Here is a 21,334-nt window from a genome sequence, read left to right as displayed (position 1 = left end):
GCCTTATGGAAGGACGCCCATAATGAGGGCGCCGATGAATGCAAACGCAGCACAAATCATCAATGCGTTGATCGGCCTCGTCAGTCCCATGTCATAGCCTCCTCTTAAGAGCTATGGCGAGAGTCTAGGGTCATTTGTGCCACAGGCAAGCAGAAACTTTGCTGCAATGCGACGAGATTGTGGAATTTGCGACCTGCCGTTTGCCGTTAGGTATTGAAACTCTTGGTCAAAAGCCGGCGTTGGACCTGTGAATAATTTGTGGCGAAGCCGGGGCAGCAACGAGCATGGCAGCGCTACCGCGGCGGAAATCGGAATCGATTTCGAGCTGAGAGTCGGGGAACATGCTCTAACGCCGCCCGAACAAGCGACCGTCGATGGTGACGAGGCCGAGCGCAATCAGCGCCATGCCCGCCAATTCGAACAGTTCGAGCCGCTCGCCCAGGAACAGCAAGCCGAGCAGGATGGCACTGGCCGGCACGATGAGCGTGACCAGCGAGGCGTTGGTGGCGCCGGCCGAGGCGACGAGGTTGAAATAGAGGATGTAGGCGAAGGCGGTCGACAGCAGCGCCAGCGCCAGCACCGCCGCCCATACCGGCGGCGAGGCCGAAAACAGAGTGGCAGCGTCATAGGTGAACAGAACGACCGGGATCATGATGATGGTCGAGCAGGTCAATTGTCCGGCGGCAATGACCGGTGACGGCACACCCTTGAAGCGGCGGGCGATCATCAGCGCAACCGCATAGGAGACCGAGGCACCGATGAGCGCGAATTTCGCCCAGACCGGCCCGCCGAGCCCGGCGACAAGGCCAGGACCGATCATCACCGCCGTCCCCGCGATACCGAGGGCGATGCCGGCAAGCTTGTTCCACGACAGTTTTTCGTCGCTGGTCAGGGCGTTGGCGAGGATCAGCGTCCAGAACGGCGTGGTCGAATTAAGCACCGAGGCGACACCGGCGCCGAGCTCGGTCTGGCCGGCAAAGATCAGCGAGAAAGGGATGACATTGTTGGCGAGCGCCAGCAGGAAAAACAGTCCGGCATGCGGCAAGGCGAGGCGAAACGACGGACCGCGAACCGCAAGGTAGAGCTGCAACGCGGTCGCCGCGATGGCGACGCGAAACAGCACCAGCACCAGCGGAGGGAGTTCCGACACCGCAATGCGGGCAAAGAAGAACGAACCGCCCCAGATGGCGCCGAGCAGCAGAAGCTGGGCCCAGTCCTTGAGCACCATCGGCCCGCGCATCGTGGTGGTGGCAGCTATCGCCATTGGTCGTCCTCCCAGACGAGATGCCTTGCTCTCTTCAGGCATCTGTTCACGCTCTACCGGTCCGGCGGCAAGGGCCACCCGAAACCTGAGTGATGGCCTAGCTCGCTCATAACCGGCGCACAGAACGGCGTAGCGCCGCGAAGCCAGGGCGGCGAGACATAGAATTGTTTTCATTAGCCGCTAGCTTGGATTAATTGTGCGCAGCCTCAGTCAAGGGATTCGTCCATGCAGCGATTCGAAAATGCCCGCGAGGCAGCGCTGGCGCTTCGCCCGGACGATCCGATCTATTGCTTCCGCCCGCAGGTGCTGAAGGCGGACGCCAAACAGTTCATGGGCATGTTTCCCGGCAAGACCGCCTATGCGGTCAAGACCAATGGCGAGCAGATCGTGCTCAACGCGCTGGTCGAGGCCGGCGTCAGCGCCTTTGATGTGGCCTCGCCCGGCGAATTCGCCGCCGTGCGCGCCGTCTCGCCGGACGCCGAGATGCTCTACATGCACCCGGTGAAGGCGCAGTCGGACATCAGGCTGGCGCTGGAAAAATACGCCATTCGCGTCATTTCGCTCGACCATGAGGACGAGATCACCAAGCTGACCAGGGTGGTGCGGGCTCTCGACATCGATCCGGGCGCCATCACCGTGTTCGTGCGCATCCAGACGAAAGGCTCGGCGGCCTACGAACTGTCGAAGAAGTTCGGCGCCGGACCGGCCAATGCGGTCGAACTGGCCGAACGGCTGAACCGAACCGGCTACAAGGTCGGGCTGTGCTTTCACGTCGGCAGCCAGATCGAGGATCCCGACACCTACGAGCGGGCGCTGGCCTCCGCCGACTGGGTGCGCAACCGCGTCGGCTTCGACATTGCCGGGCTCGATGTCGGCGGCGGCTTTCCCGCCGAATACGGTCATGATCCGAACAGCCGCAAGCCGGAAATGCCGTCGCTCGGCCAGATCATGTCGCGGCTGTCGGGCGACCTCCAGGAGTACCAATTCGACCAGATGCAGCTGGTGGCCGAGCCCGGCCGCGTGATCGTGGCGCGCTGCCTGTCGCTGATCGTGCGCGTGCTGCTGCGCAAGGGCAAAAGGCTCTACATCAATGACGGCATCTGGGCGTCGCTGTCGGATTCATGGACCGGCAAGATCACGCTGCCGGCACGCTTCATCCCCGATCCGGCGATCCGCTCGCGCAATGGCGAGGACAGGACCATCGTGCCGTTCAAGGTCTGTGGCGCGACCTGCGATTCCGTGGATATACTGTCGCGGCCGTTCTGGCTGCCCGAAACCGTCGATACCGGTGACTGGATCGAGATCGGCCATATCGGCGCCTATTCGCTGTCACTCCGGACACGGTTCAACGGCTTCTATCCCGATACTTTCGTCGAGGTGGCGACGCCATTCGACGAAGGCGATGCACCGCAGGGGTTTGCCAGCCTGGAGACGATGGCCGATTAGTTGATGGTGAATGGAAGCAGTTCTTGCGTTCCGTCCGCTTCGGTGAATCGTCACCACCATTCATATTCACCTCCCCGTAGTCAGGCTACTCCGCCGCCGGCCTGGATGTTCTCGCCGGTCAGCCAGCGAGCTTCGTCCGAAGCCAGGAAAACCGCGACATCGGCGACGTCGCGCGGTGCTCCGATCCGGCCGAAGGGCGACATGCCTGCGGCCACGGCCCGGTCCCGCTCCGGAAGCAGGTCGGTGTCGGTGAAGCCTGGCGACAGCGCATTCACGGTAACGGCGCGCGGGCCGAGTTCGCGCGAGAGGACGCGGACGAACTGCTCGACGGCTCCCTTGCTGCCGAGATAGAGCGCCGTCTGCGTGAAAAACATCTTGGTTCCACCAGTGGAGACGGCAATGATGCGGCCACCGTCGCGAACGCGGCGCGCGGCCTCCTGAAGCGTGAAGAAGGTACCCTTGGCATTGGTGCCGAACACATGGTCGAAGTCTGCTTCGGTAGCCTCGACGAGCGGCTTTATGACGGCGACGCCGACATTGGCGACGACGATGTCAATCGGCCCCATCTGCCTTTCGGTTTCGTCGAACAGCCTGCGAATGTCGGGAATGCTGGAGACGTCCGCCTGGATAGCGACGGCTTTTCCGCCATTCCCTTCAATGGCGGCAACGACTTCCCTAGCGGCTTTCTCGTTGCCGACATAGTTGACGACCACGGCAGCACCCTTGGTTGCGAGCCCCTCCGCGATGGCGCGTCCGATGCCGCGCGAACTGCCGGTCACAAGTGCGGTTTTGCCTTCGAGTGGACGATGCATGGCTGTTCCTTCCGTCTGGATACGGCCGCCCCGATCGAGCGGCGTTCCAGCGATAGCTAGGGGTTGCTCAGAGAATAGCCTATTATCTAACTGACTTATTAAGCCTAGGGTACATAATGCGCGGAACCGAGTTTTCCGAACTCACGGCATTTGCAACAATCATCGAAGAGGGCAGCTTTGTCCGCGCCGCGGCCAAGCTCAGAATTTCGCCTCCAGCACTCAGCCAGACGATACGCGGGCTGGAAGAGCGTCTCGGTGTCCGCCTGCTCAACCGTACCACGCGCAGCATGTCGCCGACCGCTGAGGGTGAGAAGCTGTTTGCCCGCATCGCGCCGGCGTTCAGCGAACTGGAAGGGGCCGTCGCCGACGCGCATGCATCACGCGGCCGGCCGGCAGGCTCGCTGCGCATCAATGTTCCGCGCATCGCCGCCACGCGTTTCATCGCGCCGATCCTCGGCGACTTCCGCCGCGCCTATCCCGATATCGCCCTCACCATCGTCGTTGACGACATGCTCACCGACATCGTCGAAAGTCGCTTCGATGCCGGAATCAGACTGGGTGAGCGGCTGCACAAGGACATGGTGGCGGTGAAGCTCAGCGAGGAACTCGAGATGGCCGCAGTGGCGGCGCCGAGCTATCTGGAGCATCGCCCGATACCCCGCCATCCCGCGGACCTGCATCAGCACCAGTGCATCAATTTCCAGTGGCCGAGCGGCGGCAATCTCTACCGCTGGGAGTTCGCCCGAGGCCAGCGTGCCTTGGAAGTGGCCGTCAGCGGCGGCCTGACGGTAAACGATACGGACCTGATGATGGGGGCGGTTCTGGATGGGGTCGGGGTGGCGTACATGCTGGAATATCAGGTCCGGCCGTGGATCGAAGCGGGAAAGCTCATCCGCTTTCTCGAAGCCTGGTCGCCGAGATTTCCGGGCTTTTATCTATATCACGCGAGTTCCCGGCAGGTTCCCGCGCCGCTGCGAGCGTTTATCGATTTCCTGCTGGCGAGGCGGTGAATAGTGAATAGTGAATAGTGAATAGTGAATAGTGAATAGTGGTAGCTCTGGTGCTCAATGCGGCTCCGGTGCCATTCTTTTTACCATTCACCACCCTCACAGCCTGGCCAGCAGCTCCGGCGTCGGCCAGCCGTCGACCGGAAAGCCCAGCCGCATCTGCTCCTTGCGGATTGCTTCGCGAGTGTTGGTGCCGAGGATGCCGTCGACGGTGCCGACGTCATAGCCTCTCGCCTCGAGCTTGGTCTGTAGCGCCTTCATCTGCTCGCCGTCGAGGCCGGGGTCGGGGTTGCGCGGATCGAATCGCGGAGCGCCCCCCAGCCGGGCGGCAAGATTTGCCGCGGTCAGGGCATAGGTAAAGGACTGGTTCCACTCGAGATAGACGTCGAAATTGTCGTAGGTCAGGAAGGCTGGCCCCTTGCGACCCATGGGTAGCGCCAGGCCGGCCTTCAGGCCGTTGTCGAGAAGCGGCGTGCCGTCGGGCCTGGTAACGCCCCACTGGCTCCATTGCGTCAACGGCAGCTTGTTGGTGCGTCCCGTCTGCTCCCACGGCAAGTTGTCGGGCACACGGACTTCCTCGATCCAGGGCTGGTCACGCTTCCAGCCGCGCGATTGGATCTTGCTGGCCGTGCTCATGATCACGTCCGGCGCGCTGCCGCGCAGGTCGACCCGGCCATCGCCGTCGCCGTCGACGCCGTGGCCGAGATAGTCGGAAGGCAACATCTGCGTCTGGCCGATCTCGCCGGCCCAGGCACCGGTCACGTCGGCCGGCACCACGCCGCGATTGATCAAGATCAGCAGCGGAACGATCTGCGGCCGGAACAACTGCGGGCGGCGGCAGTCATACGAGAGGCTCACCAGCGCATTCAGTGTGTGAAAATCGCCTTGCACGGCGCCAAAATCGGTTTCAAGGGCCCAGAAAGCGGCAATGACCGGCGCCTGGACGCCGTATTCGCGATCCGCGCGGGCAAAGACCTCGGCATATTTTTGCAGATTGGCCGCACCTTGCTTCAGCCGATGGGACGAGATCATGCGGTTCGAGAATTCGATGAAGGTCTGGGTGAAGACGCCCTGGGCGCGGTCGCGTGCCAACGCCTTCTCATCGAGGGTGGCGTTTTCCAGCGCGTCAAGGCCGGCAGCGCCGACGCCGGCCGCCCTGGCCTCCACCGCCACGCCCTGCTTCCATGCCTTGAAATCGCCGCCGCATTGCTGTGCCGCGGCCGGCACGGCGCTCAGGAGCAGCGCCGCGAGAAGTCCAAAGCGCAATCGCATCGCCATCCTTCCGAAAAGATTACCAGCGGTTGCAGGCATTCGTTATTGGCTGTGTCGAAAAGCAGGCGGCAGGCCCGGTGTCAACGGGTGTTCTGCCGCAACCACTTCTTCCACGCGGCTTCGGAGCCGTTGAAGACGTTGATGTCGGCGTTTCCGGCCATGCCCGGCACGACGCCCGTTCCGGTATACTGCCAGAAGGTGAAGGGATGGCTGCCGTATTTCTGGCGCGGATGCCCGGCGACGGAGCGCAGCCAATAGGGGTAGCTGCGGAAACCCGACAAACCATTATCTTCGAAGAAGTCGACCGACGTGTAGATGATCGGCTTCTTGCCGTAGTGTTTTTCGACGATTTCGAGGAACGTGCTCATCTCGCTGCGTACCGTGGCGGGATCGGGCCGCAGCTTGCACGTCGGCGATTTCGGGTTCCATTCCATGTCGAGAACTGGCGGCATCGCCGAGCTGTCTTTGGGCACGTTCTGGATGAACCAGCGCGCCTGGGTCGCGGCCGGCGTGCAAAAGTAGAAGAAGTGATAGGCGGCGCGGGGGATGCCCGAGGCCTTGGTGCGGCTCCAATGCTCGTTGAAAGCTTCATCGAACCGGTCTCCGCCTTCGGTTGCCTTGATGAAAGCGAAAGAGATGCCGCTGGCCCTGGCCGCCGGCCAGTCGATCGATGTCTGGTATTTGGAAACGTCGGTGCCGTGGACGGCATAGCTCCACGGTGCGCCGCTATCCCATTCATGCGGGTCGGAATCGGCAAAACGGGGCGCGCGTACCGCAACCGTCGCGGCACTGGACGACGATGGCGTCAGATCCTCGACCGTCGAGCAGGCACCAAGCAGCATCAGCGTGATGAGGACCGCGAAACGGCGCATCGCTACTTCCCGAGCCGGTTTCAGCCGGCCGCTGATGGGTCTTTCCGCGGGTGGCCCCTCGACCGGGCGCAGCGTGTCGGAAACCGACTTACGCGACGCGCCTGGATCTTCGTTTCATGCATTTCCCAAACCGTTGCGCAGTTTTGGGACGCATGCATTCAAGCCCCGCCGGACGGTCACCCCACAGGATCGCCCGGTCTGTCCCAAGCGCGTCGCTTCGACGCGCTTGGCTCTTTTGTCTGTGCATGTCGTGGTCCCAAAACCGCTGCGCGCTTTCGGGCGACATGCACCTGTGATCGCCGATCATGGTTGATATTCGGTTGACGGCGCTCGACAAGAGCCGCGATTTTGCCGAAACAATGGCGGCAAATCGATGACATAGATCGAGCGCGCCGGGGGAACTCAAAATGCAGATCCTTTTGAAGTTCGTCAAATGGCTGCTCGGCCTGGCTGTGCTGGCCGCCGCGATACTCGCCGGCTGGCTGTATTTCGCGCCGCCGGAACTGATCCGCGTCGGTTCCGGCTATGCGGCCAAGATCGTCTGCTCGAACGTCTTCATCGCCGGGCGCGACGCCAACGACGTGCTCGCCGTCGATGTGCAGGCGCCGGGTCATCCGCTGCTGAAGCTGATGAGAGTGTCGGTGGACAAGGAGAAGGGAACGGTTTCGGCGGGCCTGTTCGGCGCGCTCGGCAAAAGTGTCGCGGTCGCTCGCGAGGGGCTCGGCTGCGCCTCGGTTCCCGATGGGGATATTGCCGCCGCCAAGGCTATCGCCGGCGCTCCACCGACGCCGGCGCCGCTGCCCGATGCGATGTGGCCGGAAGGCGACGATGTCGGTGCCTCGCAGGATTCCGAGGTCGTGAAGGTCCTCGACGATCCAGCAATGACCGGCGCCGGCATGCGGGCGGTGGTGGTGGTCAAGAGCGGCCGCATCGTCGCTGAGCGCTATGGCGACGGCTTTTCCGAAAAGACGCCACTATTGGGCTGGTCGATGACCAAGACGGTGAATGCGGCGATCGTCGGCACGCTGGTGAAGGACGGCAAGCTGGCGATGACCAACCAGGGCCTGTTCGGTCCCTGGAAGGGAGATGGCCGCGCCGTGATCAGCCTCGCCGACATGATGGCGATGTCGAGCGGGCTGGAATTCAACGAGGATTATGGCGACGTCGCCGATGTGACGCGCATGCTCTATCTCGAACCGGACATGGCGGGCTTTGCCGGATCCAAGGCGCTGACCGGCGAGGTCGGCAAGGTGTTTTCCTATTCGAGCGGCACGGCGGTGATGCTGTCCCGATTATGGCAGGACGCGATCGGCGACAAGGACAAGGCGCTGGCCTGGCCGAGGACCGCGCTGTTCGATCCGCTCGGCATGCACAGCGCGGTGCTTGAAGCCGACGAGCACGGCACCTTCGTCGGCTCGTCCTATCTCTATGCCACGGCACGCGATTGGGCGCGCTTCGGCCAGTTCCTGCTGCAGGGCGGCGTCTGGAACGGCAAAGAGATACTGCCCGCTGGCTTCGTCGACTGGATGCGGGAACCGGCAACTGCCTCGAAGGTCTACGGCAAGGGGCAATTATGGATCGAAGGACCGGGCGACGAAGAAAACCCGGGTGCCGGCCTTGCCGCCGGCCTGCCCAAGGACACCTATTGGATGGAGGGGCATGACGGGCAAACGGTCGCCATCGTCCCCTCGGAGCAGCTGGTTGTGGTGCGGCTCGGCCTGACGCCGGCCAGGCTCGGCTACCGGCCCCAGGCGATGGTGGCGGCGCTGATCAAGGCGCTGCATTAGGCTGTATCGATACTAAGGTGATGCCGGCCTGCAAACGGCGGTTTCCTGCGCTCCGGCCTTCGCCGGGCCAAAGCACTCATGAGCGGTCGTGGCAGTTAAGGCTACGGCCGGCGTAGGCCGGTGCTCACGTACCCTAAAGGACGCTCCGCTCGGTTCTCGGAACCCCCCGTTTTCGACTCGGCCTGACCTGAATCTCAACACGTCCTGGCTATCGAACTGGGCCGATCACGGCGAGCCACGCATAGCCGCGACAAAGCGTTTGGAAACGGAAGCTTGCGCCGGTTCTTGCAGATTCCGAATCCAGAACCGCGTGCAACGATTCACGCGGCTCGACGTGGAATTTTTTCAGCCAGCCGCGCAACAGCGTGCGGAACCAGCTGGGCAAGGCTTCCTGCTGGCCAAAATCGACGACGTGCAGCGAGCCGCCCGGTGACAGGGCAGCAAGTGCCGCAGACACCGTCTTCTCCCAGCCGGGGATCATCGACAGCGAATACGAGACAAAGACGCGGTCGAAACTTTTGACGCCGAACAGCGCCTTTGCGTCGAAATCAGTGGCGTCGCCGCGCGCCAGGGTGACGCGGCCGGAGAGGCCTTCGCGAGCGAGGGCGGCAGCGGCCGTCTCCAGCATCTCGGCCGAAATATCGAGGCCGAAAAAGCGCGCGCCGGGATAGCGGCGGGCAGCCAGGACAATGTTGCGGCCGGTGCCGCAGCCAAGCTCGAGCACCGTGCCGCCGGCCGGCACATCCAGTCCGGCGATAAGCCGGTCACGGCCGAGCAGATAATATTTGCGGGTCAGGTCGTAGATATGACGCTGCCAGCGGTAGACACCGTCCATCAGTTCGGCATGGCTGGCCGGCAATTCGGTCGTGCTCATGCGGACCGCTTCACATAGAGATGGAAGCCGCCATAGATGGCCGAGCGATCGCAGGCCGAAAACTCGCGCGAGGCGTCGTTCTCGTAGCGCCACTGGTCGAGCAGCGAATTCGAGACGCGGCCGGGCAGCAGGCTGGGTTCCGCTGCGGTGCGGAAGATGACGCGGGCGCCTGTGGAGGCGGTTCGGGTGATCTCGGCCCACAACCCGTTGAGCTGGCCGTCGGTCATCCAGTCCTGTGCATCGAGCAGCACGAAGCGGTCGACCGAGCCGGCATCCTTGCCGGCAAGGAACTCGATCAGATTGGCGTGGTGGACGGCAACGCGATCGACATTGTTGCGGATCGTCTTGTAGTTGCGTTCTTCGAGGTAGGCGGGCAGGGCGGCTTCGCCCGGATTAGGGTAGCGGCGGGCGAAAGCCTGCCAGGCGAAATAATTGGTCTTCAGCGGAAAATCGCAGGCGAGCTTTTCCAGTCGTGCCTTCAGCACGCTGGCCATGGTGCCGTCACCCGAGGTGATCAGCGAATCGTACTGGGCCGGCGGAATGCCGAGGCCGAACAGCGAGGCTCTTCGCGACGTCGCCCATTTCAGCAGCGGTTTTTCGAAGACCGGCGCCAGCTCTTCGTCGAAGAAGCGGCGCTGATCGGCGATGCTCTCGGCGTCCATGATGCCGGCCGGGTCGACGCCGAAAAATTTTGCGGTGCGGTGGCCCATGGCGATGAACAGGCCAAGCAGGCCGGTCTGGTAGAAATTGCGGTCGAAGACGGCGATGCGGCGACGACCACGCCAGTTGCGGCGCTCCCAATAATGGCGGCTGACGGGGTCGAGATGCGGTGCGATGAAGCGATCGTAGGCCTGCGAATTGTGCCCCGTCCCAGCCGCGCCGAAGAAACGGAACAGGTCGCCCTGCGACGGCAGGTGACGCACCGCTGCGAGCTTCATGCGGTTCAGCGCAATATGCGCGGCGTTGAGATCGACGGCATCGATCCTTTCTGGCGACCGGGTGAGATAGGCGAGAATGTTACAGCCGCCGGAGGCAATGGTGACGATGCGGTGGCCCTTGCCGAGTTGCATCGCGTCCATGTCGATTTCGGGGTCTTCCCAGATCTGCGGGTAGACAAGGCCGGAGAACAGGAAGGCGAACAAGCGCTCGGAGATGCCGGCTTTCGACAGCGGGCGGTTCTGGTAGACGGCCTTGCCGACTTCCTTGCCGCGGCGAAAAACCAGTTCCCCAGAAATGTCTGTCATGGCAAGGCGATTCCCCGTTTGCTTGCCGCAAGCGGGTAACGCAGGTGGATGACAGGCCGGTGACAACCTGTTGAAGCGAGTTCAGGCCTCGCCAAGTCCGCCTGCGGTGGGTGTCGTCACAATGACTGCCTCGCCGGCGTCGAGCACCGTTTGATCGCAGGCTTTCAGCGTCTCGATCGCGCCGGTCTTGCGGCGGACCTTGGTCGAACCGGCCTCGCCATCACCGCCGCCGTCCAGCCCCCGCGGCGGGCGGTTGCGGTGCGAGGACAGGATCGCGCACTCCATCTTTTCGAGGAAGCGGATGGTGCGCTTGGTGCCGTCGCCGGCACTCCATTTGCCCTTGCCGCCGGAGCCCTCGCGGATGTGGAAATCCTCGAGCAGTACCGGGAAACGCAGTTCCAGCACTTCCGGATCGGTCAGGCGCGAATTGGTCATATGGGTGTGGACGCCGGAGGTGCCGGCAAAGCCGCGGCCGTCGTTCATCCGGCCGGCCGGCGAGCCCGAGCAGATCGTCTCGTAATACTGGTACTGCTTGTTGCCGAAGGTGAGATTGTTCATCGTGCCTTGCGCATTGGCCATCGCCTTCATGGCGCCGAACAGCGCGTTGGTGACATGTTGCGAGGTCTCGACATTACCGGCCACGACTGCCGCGGGATAGGTGGGCCTAAGCATCGAGCCGTCGGGAATGATGATGTTGATCGGCCGCAGACATCCGGCATTCATCGGGATGTTGTCTTCGACCATGACGCGGAAGGCATAAAGCACCGCGGCTCGGGCGACCGGCTCTGGCGCATTGAAATTGTTCTTCATGACCGGCGACGTGCCGGTGAAGTCGACGGTGGCTTCGCGCTTCCGCCGGTCGATAGTGATCTTCACTGTGATCTTTTGCCCGGTGTCGGTCGGATATTCGTATTCGGAACTGTCGGGCAGCCGCTCCAGCACGCGGCGCACGCTTTCGGCGGCATTGTCCTGAACATGGCCCATGTAGGCTTCGACCGCATCGAGGCCGAAATGCGCGACCATCTTGCGCAGCTCGGCGACGCCCTTTTCGTTCGCGGCGATCTGCGCCTTGAGGTCGGCGATGTTCTGGTGCGGATTGCGCGCCGGGTAGGGGTGGTCGGTGAGCAGCGTCTCCAGGTCCTTCTCGCGGAACCGGCCGCGATCGACGATGCGGAAATTGTCAAACAGCACGCCTTCCTCGTCGACGGTGGTGGCAAGCGGCGTCATCGACCCGGGCGCGGTGCCCCCGATGTCGGCGTGGTGGCCACGCGAGGCGACGTAGAAGAGGATGAGGGGTTCCTCCCCCCTTGAGGGGGAGGTGCCGCCGAAGGCGGCGGAGGGGGTCGCCGCGGCAGTGCTCGACACTCTTGGGGTGCCTTCTGACCCCTCTGGCCGCTTCGCGGCCATCTCCCCCTCAAGGGGGGAGATCAGGTCGAGCGCTGCTCCAGCGACCCCACTGGGCCGCTCCGCGGCCACCCTCCCCTCAAGGGGGAGGGAAAAAACAGGCGTCACCACGGTGATATCAGGCAGATGCGTGCCGCCATTGTAAGGCGCGTTCAGCGCAAAGACATCGCCGGGGTGAATGTCGCCGGAATTGAGCCGGATGATGGTCTCCACCGAGCGATCCATGGAGCCGAGATGCACCGGCATGTGCGGTGCATTGGCGACCAGCGCGCCGTTCCGGTCGAAGACGGCGCAGGAGAAATCAAGCCGCTCCTTGATGTTGACGGAATAGGCAGTGTTTTGCAGCGTTACGCCCATCTGTTCGGCGATCGACATGAACAGGTTGTTGAAGACCTCCAGCATCACTGGATCGGCTTCGGTGCCGAGTGCGGCGTGCCGGCGCTTCTTCTCGACGCGCCGCATCAATACGTGGTCCTTGGCGGTGATCTCGGCCTGCCAGCCCGGCTCGACGACAATGGTCTGGTTCGGCTCGATGATCAAAGCAGGGCCGGCGATCTTGTTACCAGGCTTCAGCGTTTCGCGAGGGAAGATGCCAGCGTCGCGCCAGACGCCGTCGACAAAGATTTTCCGGTTCCCGGAAGGACTTGCGGCCATATCTGCAACAACTGAATCGCTTTCATCGCGGCCGGTGCCGCCGGTATCGGTACCTTCGACGCCGATCGATTCGACGATCATCGGCTTGTCGTCGTAGACAAAGCCGAACTGCGCCTTGTGCGCCGATTCGAAGTCCGTCTTGGCTTGCGCGATCGAGCCGTGACCAAAGTTCACAGGCAGCGCGGTATCGGTGCCGTCATAGCGGACCTGCAGCACCGGCTTCGAGGCGACCGCGTCTTCGGCGATGCCTTGTGCGGCGAGTTCGTCGATGACGGCTTTGCGCAGCGTTGCGATGAGTTCATCGATCGCCGCCCCGGAGTCCTCCACCAGCGGCTTCAGCAGCGCCTGCTGGCGTGACGCAAATACAGAGGACAGGCCGATGCCGTATGCCGATAGCAGGCCGGAGAACGGATGGATCAGCACCGCCTCCATGCCCAGCGCATCGGCAACCAGGCAAGCGTGCTGGCCGCCGGCGCCGCCGAAACAGTTCAGGAGGTATTCGGTGACGTCGTAGCCGCGCTGCACGGAAATCTTCTTGATGGCGTTGGCCATGTTTTCGACGGCGACGGTGACGAACCCCTCCGCGACGGCTTCCGGCGAGCGGCCGTCGCCGATCTCGGCGGCAAGCGCGGTGAATTTTTCGCGAACCGTCTGCACGTCGAGCGGTTCGTCCTGCCCTGGTCCAAAAATAGCCGGGAAGAACTCGGGCTGCAGCTTGCCCAGCATGACATTGGCGTCAGTGACGGCCAACGGGCCCCCGCGCCTATAGGCGGCCGGGCCGGGGTTGGCGCCGGCCGAATCCGGCCCGGCGCGAAAGCGGCCGGCCTCGTAATGCAGGATCGAGCCGCCGCCGGCGGCGACGGTGTGGATGCGCATCATCGGCGCACGGATGCGCACGCCGGCGACCTCGGTGTCGAAGGCGCGCTCGTAGTCGCCATCATAGTGGGCGACATCGGTGGAGGTGCCGCCCATGTCGAAGCCGATGACCTTGCCGAAACCGGCGAGTTTTGCCGTCTCGACCATGCCGACGACGCCGCCGGCCGGGCCGGATAACAGCGCGTCCTTGCCTTGGAACATGTCGGCGGCGGTGAGGCCGCCCGACGACATCATGAACATGAGGCGAGGGCTTTCCCTCCCCCCCGAGGGGAGGGTGGCGGCGAAGCCGCCGGGTGGGGTCGTTGCGGCAGTGCTCAACGTTCTGGCGGTGCCTTCTGAGATGACCCCCTCTGGCCGCTGCGCGGCCATCTCCCCCTCGAGGGGGGAGAGGACGCCGAGCTCCTTCGCCACCTTCTGCACATATCTTGACAGAATGGGCGACAGGTAGGCGTCGACCACCGTGGTGTCGCCGCGGCCGACCAGCTTGATCAGCGGCGAGACCTCGTGGCTGACCGAGACCTGGGAGAATCCGAGCTTTCGACAGACTTTGGCGACGGCCTTTTCGTGCTCGGGGTGTTTCCAGGCATGCATGAAGACGATCGCGACCGCATCGATGCCGTCCGCCTTGGCTTGCTCAATAGCCGGGCGTACGGAAGCAATGTCGAGCAGGCGCTCGATACTGCCGTCGGCGCGAACCCGTTCGTCGATTTCGACGACACGCTCATAGAGCTGTTCGGGAAGGATGATCTGCTTGGCAAAGATATCGGGCCTGGCCTGATAGGCGATCCTCAGCGCATCGCGGAAGCCTTTGGTGATGAGCAGCAGCACGCGGTCGCCCTTGCGCTCGAGAAGCGCATTGGTGGCGACCGTGGTGCCCATCTTGACATCGCCGATCAGCGCGGAGGGGATCGGGGCGCCGGGCTGGACGCCGAGCAGTTCGCGAATGCCCTGGATGGCTGCATCGGCATAGGCTTCGGGATTTTCCGAAAGGAGTTTCCTTGGATGCAGCCCGCCTTGCGGGTCACGGCCGATGACATCGGTGAAGGTACCGCCGCGGTCGATCCAGAAATCCCATTTTGCGGTCATGGCAGCGCCTCCGGGCATTTTCATTTAGGCATCCTGTTAGTGCTCAACGCTTTGTACGGCCAAGCGCTTGATGTTACACGCGGAAACGCAACGTTACGAAACTCATCATGCGCTGATGCATTGTGCCCTCGATCGTCGCCGGTAACGGTGGCGTGATTAGAGGAGAGATATATCATGAAGAAACTCATTCTTGCGTCGGTCTCGGCGCTTGCCTTGCTTGGCGTTGCGGCCTGCAGCGATAGCGGCACCGACAACACCACGACGCAGAGCACCAACCCGCCGGCATCCGACCAGACGATGAAGCCGGCTACTCCTGACGCCAACAAGCCTGCCGAGCCGGCTCCGGCGCCTGCGCCGGCTGCCCCGGCGCAGTAGTCGCAGTAGTCAACGTGACAACCAAGAAAGGCCGGCCTCACACGCCGGCCTTTCTGCTGCCTACGATACCCGCGCATTGTGGCCGAGTGCGACGACGCGGGTTTGCGTGCAGCGGTTTCCGTCTGCCGATTTCCATGGGCAAGCACTAGCGCCAGCCGCCTTAGGCATTCCACCAAATCGATTGGGCCAGCCCCTGCGGCACTGTCTTGGCTTGATAGCGATGGGTGGTTGGTCCTATGAAGCCCCCATGTCGATTTGGGACCGCCTCGGCGACTTCGTCACACGCGTTTCATCTTCAGCGTCGTCAGGCGTCGCCGAAGTGGTCGAAGCCGTGCGTACGGTTTTCTCCGGCGATGCCGATTTGCGCCGGCGTGTCGCCTTCTCGGTGGCGATGATCGCGCTTTCGGCCAAGATGGCCAAGGCAGACGGCATCGTCACGCAAGACGAGGTGCGCGCCTTCCAGGAAATATTCGAGGTGCCGAAGGAACAGAGGCGCAATGTGGCGCGGCTCTACGATTTGGCCAAACGCGACATTGCCGGTTTCGAGACCTATGCCGAGCGGATGGCGCAGCTTTGCGGTTCGGGCCATACCAACTGCCTGATGCTCGAGGATATACTCGACGGGCTGTTCCACATTGCCAAGGCCGACGGGCTGGTGCATGAGCGCGAGGGCCAATTCCTGCACCGGATCGCCGAGATCTTCCGCATCGATGAGGCGCATTACCAGAGCATCCTGGCGCGGCATGTCGATCTGGGTGCCGCCGACCCCTATGTCGTGCTCGGCATCGAGCGTGGGAAGCCGTTCGAGGAGGTCCGCAGGCGCTACCGCAAGCTGGTTTCCGACAATCATCCGGACCGGCTGATCGCACGCGGCCTGCCGCAGGAATTCATCAAGATCGCGACGACCAGGCTGGCGGCGATCAACGCGGCCTATGAAATGATCGAGCGAGGCCTGCGGCACGCATGAGCGGCTTTCCGCCCGACGAGCCGAGCGCCGAGGTCAGGGTATCGCCGAATTTCGGGCCGCGGCGCGGGACGCCCGGACCCGATATGATCGTGCTGCACTACACCGGCATGGCAACCGGGGCCGCTGCCGAGGCATGGTTGTGCGATCCGGCAAGCGAGGTGTCGTCGCACTATCTGGTCCATGAGGACGGCCGCATTGTTCAGATGGTAAGGGAAAGCGACCGCGCCTGGCATGCCGGCAAGAGCTCGTGGTTCGGACAGAGCGACATCAACTCCTGCTCGATCGGCATCGAGATCGTCAATCCGGGACATACGCTCGGCTATCGCAACTTTCCAAAACCGCAGATCGACGCGGTGATCGGCCTGTGTGCCGGCATCGTCAAGCGCCATTCCGTTCCGGCGCAGCGGGTGCTCGCCCACTCCGACGTGGCACCGGGGCGCAAGGTCGATCCGGGCGAGAAGTTTCCATGGAAGGCCTTGTTTGCCGCCGGCATCGGCCATGTTGTGCCGGCAGCACCGATCCGGCGCGGCGCCGTGCTGAGGCCAGGCGATACCGGCGCCGATGTTGAGGCACTGCAGTCGATGCTGGCGCTTTATGGTTATGGCGTCGAGATCACCGGCGCTTTCGACCGGCAGACCGAAATCGTGGTCGAGGCATTTCAACGGCATTTCCGGCAGCGCTTGGTCGACGGCGTGGCTGACGGATCGACGATCCGCACGCTGGAAAGGCTGCTCGCTTCCGTAAGGATAGCCTCTCTCAAATAACCTTTTGCCAGATTAAAAGTTACAATCTGTTACTCAAAGTGACTTGCGTCGCCTTCTTTGGCGCCAATTCCGTCGTCAAAGGCGATCCGTACAGATTGTCGGACGTCTATCCCCCCAGATGTTCCGATGTTGATTGAGGGTATCTGCGCGAAGTTCTTTGTGCGGATCAAACAGAACAGGATCACATGCAGAAATTGACCGTTTTAACGGCAGCCATTGCTGCCGGCGTAATGACTTTTGCCTTCAGTGCGGCAAACAGCGCACCGCTGAGCCAGCGGGCCGATCAGGGCTTCAGTGCCGCAGCCGGCAAAACCGCCATGCCGAAGGGTGGTGCAAAAGTAGAGAAGACCGCCATCGCGAAAGTGGAAAAAGCGGCCGCGGTAAGGACGAAAAAGCCAGTCTCCGCGAAAAGGCCAACCGCTGCGAGAAAGACAATCGCCAAACAGCATGTGAAGCGTAACCGCAAACGCATCGACCGCATGGCAACGGCGTCAGTCGCTCCGAAGAGCAGGCCAGCGCCCCAGGCGGCGGTTGTCGGCGACAGCGGACAGTATTCGGCGATCATTGCGCGTTATGCCGCGAGCTATGGCGTGCCGGTGTCGCTCGCCAATGCCGTCATCAAGATCGAAAGCAACTACCAGCCGAACCAGGTCGGCAGCGCTGGCGAGATCGGCCTGATGCAGATCAAGCCGGCGACGGCAAGAATGATGGGCTATAGCGGTTCGGTTCAGGGTCTCTACGATCCCGATACCAACATCAAATACGGCATGAAGTACCTTGCCATGGCGCGGGATCTCGGCGGCGGCACGACCTGCGGCACGATCCTGAAATACAATGCCGGCCACGCCGCCACACGGATGAACCCGGTGTCCGCAGCCTATTGCGGCAAGGTCAAGGTGCAACTGGCAGCGCTTGGAGCGCCCGCCTGACAAGGGATAACTTGCTTTTTCGTTTGCGTTTTTGGGCCCGAACCCCTTTATACGCCTTGCCAGCTGGCCGGGCGGCCGCACCCGCGAAGCCGAAAGGCTGCGGGTGAGGAAAGTCCGGGCTCCATGGAGACACGGTGCCGGTTAATGGCCGGCGGGGGCGACCCCAGGGAAAGTGCCACAGAAAGCAAACCGCCACGATCCAATCGTGGCAAGGGTGAAAGGGTGGGGTAAGAGCCCACCGCGCGACTGGCAACAGGAGCGGCACGGTAAACCCCACCGGGAGCAAGACCGAATAGGGACGGTGCGAGGGGAAACCCTCGAGGGCTGTTTCCGGCTCACCGTCCGGGTAGGTTGCGTGAGGCGCATGGCAACATGCGCCCAAGATGAATGGCCGCCGCGTTCTCGCCCCGCAAGGGGCGAGGGCCATACAGAACCCGGCTTACAGGCCAGCTGGCAGTTTTCTACCCATGTCGCGCAAGACAGCGAGGCTGCGGCCGATCGGTTGCTCGATCAAATCGAAGCCCGCTGGCAGCAAGTGGCCACTTATCCCTTCTCAGCTGCGCCGCGCGAAGACATCGCGCCCGGCATCCGTCACCTGATCGTCGGCGAATACCTCACCCTGTATCGTGTCGTCGAAGAGGCGACCGAAATCGTTCGCATCCTCCACGGCCGGCGCAAGATCGACGCCGGCTCAGCCACCGATTGCATCTAGCGACGCCTCGATCGCTTGCCAAAGCTCTTCCACCGGCTCGCAGCCGACCGACAGGCGAACGAAGCCGGGCGGAACGGCATCTCCCCTTTTTGATCGCCGTTCGGCCGAGGTGTGCACGCCGCCGAACGATGTCGCGGCCTGCATCAAGGCGCAATTGTTGATGAAATCCTCGGCCTTGTCCTCCGAGGCGAGCACGAACGAGATGAGAAAGCCGAAGCGCTCCATCTGGGCGCGGGCAAGATTGTGCGATGGGTCGCTCTCCAGTCCCGGAAAGCGCAAGCCGCTGATCGCGCGATGGTTTTTCAGCTGTCGCGCTATCATTTCGGCGGAAGTGCACATGCGGTCGAAGCGCACGTCCAGCGTTTCGAGACCGCGATGCACCAGCCATGCCTCGAACGGCCCGGGGATGGCGCCCGACGTCTCGCGCCAGTCTGTCACCCTCGAGATAATGTCCGCGTCGCGGCTGGCGACATGGCCGAACAGCACATCGGAATGGCCGTTTGGTGCCTTGGTGTCGGCAGCAATGACGATATCGGCGCCGAGATCGAGCGGGCGCTGGCCGAAAGGTGTCATCGTCGTGTTGTCGACCACAAGCACCGCACCCGCTCTATGCACGGCTTCGGCGACGGCTGCGATGTCGCATATGTCCAGGCTTGGGTTGGCGGGTGTTTCGACGAAGGCAAGCCGATAGCCGTCGAAGCCGCCTTCGAGGAAGCTCGACGTCGGCCGGACATCGTAGGCAACGCCGAAGGATTTCAGAAAACGGTCTGCCAGCGCTCGCGTCGTATGATAACCGTCGGACGGCAGCAGGATACGGTCGCCGGCTTTGAGCAGGCCGAAAAATACCGCCGAGATGGCAGCCATTCCCGAGGGAAAGGCGACGCATGGGGCGTCTTCCAAATGCGCCAGCATCTGCTCGACCGCATCCCAGGTCGGATTGCTGAAGCGGCCATATTGATCGAAGCCGGTGGCGTCGCCGGGCGCATGAAAGATGGCGGCCATGGTCAGGGGCAAGGGGATCGGGTCGCCCTTGGCCAGCCCGCCGCGGCGCAGATGGGGAAGTGCTGCGGCGCGTGACTTGGCTGTATCGGACATGATTTCAAACCTCGTAACTGACCGGAAAAGGAGATGCCGAGGCTATGCGCGGCAGCGATCCGCAGCAAGTCGGCTCCGGTGGGCCACACGGCTCTAAACGCTTCGTTAGGCTTAATAGACGATAAAGACGGGAGTGCCGTCAAAGCTGCTCTCCCCAGTTGTGGCAGGCGCGTTTTGAAGACTGTTCCCGTTGACGCCCATAACACCCCATGATATCCCATTCCGATACTCAAGCCTTCGTTCCGTGTCAGGGTGAAGCGTACGCCAATCGGGCAGCCGCGGCGGCTGCGCGTTTGCCTGCGTTCGCCCGTCATAACGAAGTGGGTGTTGGACGCCGACCGGGCTGGGGCGGCGCGGACAGGAAGATGCAGAGGGGTGCGGCGGCGCAAGCGGCCGTAACGCGTAATGGACCGGTTTCTGTCGAACGCGGTGAACAGGATCGATGCGAAGGGACGGGTGTCCGTGCCGGCGCATTTCCGTGCCGTTGTGCAGAAACGCGGCTATTCGGAACTTTATGCGCTACGCTGCCTGGATCGCCCGGCGATGGATGTCGGTGGGCTCGACCTGCTCGATCGCTACGAGCAGCGCATCGCCCAGGAAGACCCGTTCCTGCAGACGGCGGACGACATGTCGTTCTTCTGCCATGGCGATGGAACGTTTCTGAAGCTCGACCAGGACGGCCGTATCACGATGACCGATTTCATTCGCGAGCATACCGGCATTTCAGCGGAAGTGGCCTTCGTTGGCCGCGGCAATTTCTTTCAGATCTGGGAGCCCGGACGGCTCAGCGCCTATGGGACGGAAACACGCGCCCGGCTTTTGCGGCTTCGGCAGGGGACGAAGCCCGGGGAGCGGCCGGAATGATGGCGGGCGACGGCGATGAAGTTCATGCCGCTGGCGGACCAGCCCGCCACATTCCGGTCCTCCTTGCCGAAGTTCTGGAGGTGCTGGCCCCGACAAAAGGCGAGGTGATCGTCGACGGCACGTTCGGTGCCGGCGGCTACACCAAGGCCATTCTGGCAAGCGGAGCCTCGGTCGTCGCCATCGACCGCGATCCGGATGCGATCGCGGCGGGGCGGGCCCTTGAACAGCAGTCCGGCGGCAAGCTCAGGCTTGTCCAGGCACCGTTCTCGACGCTCGACGAGCAGGTTGAAAGTGCCGATGGCGTCGTGCTCGACATCGGCATCTCCTCCATGCAGATCGACCAGCCGGAGCGCGGCTTTTCGTTCCGGGCCGATGGACCGCTCGACATGCGCATGGCGCAGGCGGGCCTGAGCGCCGCCGACGTCGTCAACACCTTCAAGGTGGGCGATCTCGCCCGCATCTTCGGTTTTCTTGGCGAGGAACGCCATGCCGGGCGCATCGCCCGCATGATCGAAAGCCGTCGCGAAAAACGCCCCTTCGAGCGCACGCTCGACCTTGCCGATGCCATCGAGACGCATATCGGTCGCGCGCCGAAAGACAAGATCCATCCGGCCACCCGCGTTTTCCAGGCGCTGCGCATCTTCGTCAATGACGAACTCGGCGAACTGGCCAAGGCGCTGTTTGCCGCCGAGCGCGTGCTGAAACCGGGCGGGCGGCTTGCCGTGGTGACCTTCCATTCCCTGGAGGACCGCATTGTCAAGCGCTTCATCGCCGACAGAGCCGATTCAGCGACCGGATCGCGGCATCTGCCCGAGGCCCAGGCGCGCACCGCCACCTTCACCAAGAAGGGCGGCGGCGTGACGCCTGGCGATGCCGAGATATCAGCAAATCCGCGGGCGCGCTCGGCAAGGCTGCGCGCTGCGATCCGTACAGAGGCGCCGGCGCGTGCCGGCGATTTTTCGATTTTCGGCCTGCCAAAACTGCCTGGCCCAAAGCTTCCCGGCGCCGATCGACCGGGAGAGAGGTGAGC

General features: G+C 63.1%; 17 protein-coding genes, 1 other RNA gene and 1 pseudogene. 11 read left to right on the top strand and 8 right to left on the bottom strand.

Features of this window, described 5'->3' with window-relative positions; genetic code table 11:
• Positions 1–346: 346 nt before the first annotated feature.
• A complete protein-coding gene (locus tag NKJ13_RS09130; RefSeq protein WP_352505579.1) occupies positions 347–1,264 on the bottom strand; it encodes a DMT family transporter in 918 nt (305 codons plus the stop codon).
• A gap of 225 nt (positions 1,265–1,489) precedes the next feature.
• Between NKJ13_RS09130 and NKJ13_RS09125 the strand changes: the two genes are divergently transcribed.
• Positions 1,490–2,710, top strand: coding sequence for an alanine racemase (locus NKJ13_RS09125; protein WP_352505580.1), 1,221 nt, complete (start codon positions 1,490–1,492; stop codon positions 2,708–2,710).
• Between the two features lie 80 nt (positions 2,711–2,790).
• On the opposite strand, the gene NKJ13_RS09120 is transcribed toward NKJ13_RS09125, so the two are convergent.
• Positions 2,791–3,522, bottom strand: coding sequence for an SDR family oxidoreductase (locus NKJ13_RS09120; protein ID WP_352740466.1), 732 nt, complete (start codon positions 3,520–3,522; stop codon positions 2,791–2,793).
• A 116-nt stretch (positions 3,523–3,638) separates the two neighbouring features.
• Here NKJ13_RS09120 and NKJ13_RS09115 point away from each other — a divergent pair, with 116 nt between their 5' ends.
• Positions 3,639–4,532 (top strand): LysR family transcriptional regulator, encoded by an 894-nt coding sequence (locus NKJ13_RS09115; RefSeq protein WP_352740468.1) that lies wholly within the window; start codon positions 3,639–3,641, stop codon positions 4,530–4,532.
• A gap of 96 nt (positions 4,533–4,628) precedes the next feature.
• Here the strand turns inward: NKJ13_RS09115 and NKJ13_RS09110 are convergent, their stop codons facing one another.
• Both NKJ13_RS09110 and NKJ13_RS09105 read right to left on the bottom strand, forming a co-directional pair.
• Positions 4,629–5,801, bottom strand: a complete 1,173-nt coding sequence (locus NKJ13_RS09110) for a lytic murein transglycosylase (RefSeq protein WP_352740470.1) — start codon at positions 5,799–5,801, stop codon at positions 4,629–4,631.
• Positions 5,802–5,881: 80 nt separating this feature from the next.
• Positions 5,882–6,673 (bottom strand): glycoside hydrolase family 25 protein, encoded by a 792-nt coding sequence (locus NKJ13_RS09105; RefSeq protein WP_352740472.1) that lies wholly within the window; start codon positions 6,671–6,673, stop codon positions 5,882–5,884.
• Between the two features lie 407 nt (positions 6,674–7,080).
• Here NKJ13_RS09105 and NKJ13_RS09100 point away from each other — a divergent pair, with 407 nt between their 5' ends.
• A complete protein-coding gene (locus NKJ13_RS09100) occupies positions 7,081–8,460 on the top strand; it encodes a serine hydrolase domain-containing protein (protein ID WP_352703455.1) in 1,380 nt (459 codons plus the stop codon).
• A 208-nt stretch (positions 8,461–8,668) separates the two neighbouring features.
• On the opposite strand, the gene NKJ13_RS09095 is transcribed toward NKJ13_RS09100, so the two are convergent.
• From NKJ13_RS09095 to NKJ13_RS09085, 3 genes are all read right to left on the bottom strand, one after another.
• A complete protein-coding gene (locus NKJ13_RS09095) occupies positions 8,669–9,334 on the bottom strand; it encodes a class I SAM-dependent methyltransferase (protein WP_352740474.1) in 666 nt (221 codons plus the stop codon).
• Entirely contained in the window at positions 9,331–10,578 is a 1,248-nt protein-coding gene (locus NKJ13_RS09090; RefSeq protein WP_352777670.1) for a BtaA family protein, read from the bottom strand. Before NKJ13_RS09090 ends, NKJ13_RS09095 begins: the two co-directional genes overlap by 4 nt.
• Before the next feature lie 81 nt (positions 10,579–10,659).
• Positions 10,660–14,598 (bottom strand): hydantoinase B/oxoprolinase family protein, encoded by a 3,939-nt coding sequence (locus NKJ13_RS09085; protein WP_352777689.1) that lies wholly within the window; start codon positions 14,596–14,598, stop codon positions 10,660–10,662.
• 174 nt (positions 14,599–14,772) lie between these two features.
• Between NKJ13_RS09085 and NKJ13_RS09080 the strand changes: the two genes are divergently transcribed.
• The 6 genes and pseudogenes from NKJ13_RS09080 to NKJ13_RS09055 all read left to right on the top strand — a co-directional run.
• Positions 14,773–14,973: a hypothetical protein gene (locus NKJ13_RS09080; RefSeq protein ID WP_352740812.1), complete on the top strand. Its 201-nt coding sequence runs from the start codon at positions 14,773–14,775 to the stop codon at positions 14,971–14,973.
• Between the two features lie 247 nt (positions 14,974–15,220).
• Positions 15,221–15,940, top strand: coding sequence for a TerB family tellurite resistance protein (locus NKJ13_RS09075; protein ID WP_352740811.1), 720 nt, complete (start codon positions 15,221–15,223; stop codon positions 15,938–15,940).
• Positions 15,937–16,704, top strand: a complete 768-nt coding sequence (locus tag NKJ13_RS09070; RefSeq protein ID WP_352740809.1) for an N-acetylmuramoyl-L-alanine amidase — start codon at positions 15,937–15,939, stop codon at positions 16,702–16,704. Before NKJ13_RS09075 ends, NKJ13_RS09070 begins: the two co-directional genes overlap by 4 nt.
• Before the next feature lie 185 nt (positions 16,705–16,889).
• Positions 16,890–17,633 (top strand): lytic transglycosylase domain-containing protein, encoded by a 744-nt coding sequence (locus NKJ13_RS09065; protein ID WP_352687560.1) that lies wholly within the window; start codon positions 16,890–16,892, stop codon positions 17,631–17,633.
• 59 nt (positions 17,634–17,692) lie between these two features.
• Positions 17,693–18,091: RNase P RNA component class A (gene rnpB / locus NKJ13_RS09060), an RNA gene on the top strand.
• Between the two features lie 20 nt (positions 18,092–18,111).
• Positions 18,112–18,345: pseudogene (locus NKJ13_RS09055) on the top strand (type II toxin-antitoxin system RelE/ParE family toxin); the annotation flags it as partial.
• Here the strand turns inward: NKJ13_RS09055 and NKJ13_RS09050 are convergent.
• Positions 18,325–19,440: a cystathionine gamma-lyase gene (locus NKJ13_RS09050; RefSeq protein ID WP_352777667.1), complete on the bottom strand. Its 1,116-nt coding sequence runs from the start codon at positions 19,438–19,440 to the stop codon at positions 18,325–18,327. The pseudogene NKJ13_RS09055 and the gene NKJ13_RS09050 overlap by 21 nt on opposite strands.
• Positions 19,441–19,845: 405 nt before the next feature.
• Here NKJ13_RS09050 and mraZ point away from each other — a divergent pair, with 405 nt between their 5' ends.
• The gene (gene mraZ, locus NKJ13_RS09045; protein WP_352740808.1) at positions 19,846–20,304 is read left to right on the top strand and encodes a division/cell wall cluster transcriptional repressor MraZ; all 459 of its coding nucleotides are present in this window, start codon (positions 19,846–19,848) and stop codon (positions 20,302–20,304) included.
• Positions 20,301–21,332: a 16S rRNA (cytosine(1402)-N(4))-methyltransferase RsmH gene (gene rsmH, locus NKJ13_RS09040; RefSeq protein ID WP_352687566.1), complete on the top strand. Its 1,032-nt coding sequence runs from the start codon at positions 20,301–20,303 to the stop codon at positions 21,330–21,332. Before mraZ ends, rsmH begins: the two co-directional genes overlap by 4 nt.
• The last annotated feature ends 2 nt before the right edge of the window (positions 21,333–21,334 follow it).

The sequence above is a fragment of the Mesorhizobium sp. M0174 genome (assembly GCF_040322275.1).
Classification (GTDB): Bacteria; Pseudomonadota; Alphaproteobacteria; order Rhizobiales; family Rhizobiaceae; genus Mesorhizobium.
Note: the sequence above shows the minus strand (reverse complement) of the source record. Positions and strands in the feature narration are given on the sequence as shown.

Excerpts from the sequence above, each read along its gene's own strand:
- NKJ13_RS09050 (WP_352777667.1), bottom strand. The coding sequence starts at position 19,440 with ATGTCCGATACAGCCAAGTCACGCGCCGCAGCACTTCCCCATCTGCGC.
- NKJ13_RS09085 (WP_352777689.1), bottom strand. The coding sequence starts at position 14,598 with ATGACCGCAAAATGGGATTTCTGGATCGACCGCGGCGGTACCTTCACC.
- NKJ13_RS09070 (WP_352740809.1), top strand. The coding sequence starts at position 15,937 with ATGAGCGGCTTTCCGCCCGACGAGCCGAGCGCCGAGGTCAGGGTATCG.
- rsmH (WP_352687566.1), top strand. The coding sequence starts at position 20,301 with ATGATGGCGGGCGACGGCGATGAAGTTCATGCCGCTGGCGGACCAGCC.
- NKJ13_RS09105 (WP_352740472.1), bottom strand. The coding sequence starts at position 6,673 with ATGCGCCGTTTCGCGGTCCTCATCACGCTGATGCTGCTTGGTGCCTGC.
- mraZ (WP_352740808.1), top strand. The coding sequence starts at position 19,846 with ATGGACCGGTTTCTGTCGAACGCGGTGAACAGGATCGATGCGAAGGGA.
- NKJ13_RS09065 (WP_352687560.1), top strand. The coding sequence starts at position 16,890 with ATGCAGAAATTGACCGTTTTAACGGCAGCCATTGCTGCCGGCGTAATG.
- NKJ13_RS09090 (WP_352777670.1), bottom strand. The coding sequence starts at position 10,578 with ATGACAGACATTTCTGGGGAACTGGTTTTTCGCCGCGGCAAGGAAGTC.
- NKJ13_RS09080 (WP_352740812.1), top strand. The coding sequence starts at position 14,773 with ATGAAGAAACTCATTCTTGCGTCGGTCTCGGCGCTTGCCTTGCTTGGC.
- NKJ13_RS09100 (WP_352703455.1), top strand. The coding sequence starts at position 7,081 with ATGCAGATCCTTTTGAAGTTCGTCAAATGGCTGCTCGGCCTGGCTGTG.
- NKJ13_RS09130 (WP_352505579.1), bottom strand. The coding sequence starts at position 1,264 with ATGGCGATAGCTGCCACCACCACGATGCGCGGGCCGATGGTGCTCAAG.
- NKJ13_RS09125 (WP_352505580.1), top strand. The coding sequence starts at position 1,490 with ATGCAGCGATTCGAAAATGCCCGCGAGGCAGCGCTGGCGCTTCGCCCG.
- NKJ13_RS09120 (WP_352740466.1), bottom strand. The coding sequence starts at position 3,522 with ATGCATCGTCCACTCGAAGGCAAAACCGCACTTGTGACCGGCAGTTCG.
- NKJ13_RS09095 (WP_352740474.1), bottom strand. The coding sequence starts at position 9,334 with ATGAGCACGACCGAATTGCCGGCCAGCCATGCCGAACTGATGGACGGT.
- NKJ13_RS09075 (WP_352740811.1), top strand. The coding sequence starts at position 15,221 with ATGTCGATTTGGGACCGCCTCGGCGACTTCGTCACACGCGTTTCATCT.
- NKJ13_RS09115 (WP_352740468.1), top strand. The coding sequence starts at position 3,639 with ATGCGCGGAACCGAGTTTTCCGAACTCACGGCATTTGCAACAATCATC.
- NKJ13_RS09110 (WP_352740470.1), bottom strand. The coding sequence starts at position 5,801 with ATGCGATTGCGCTTTGGACTTCTCGCGGCGCTGCTCCTGAGCGCCGTG.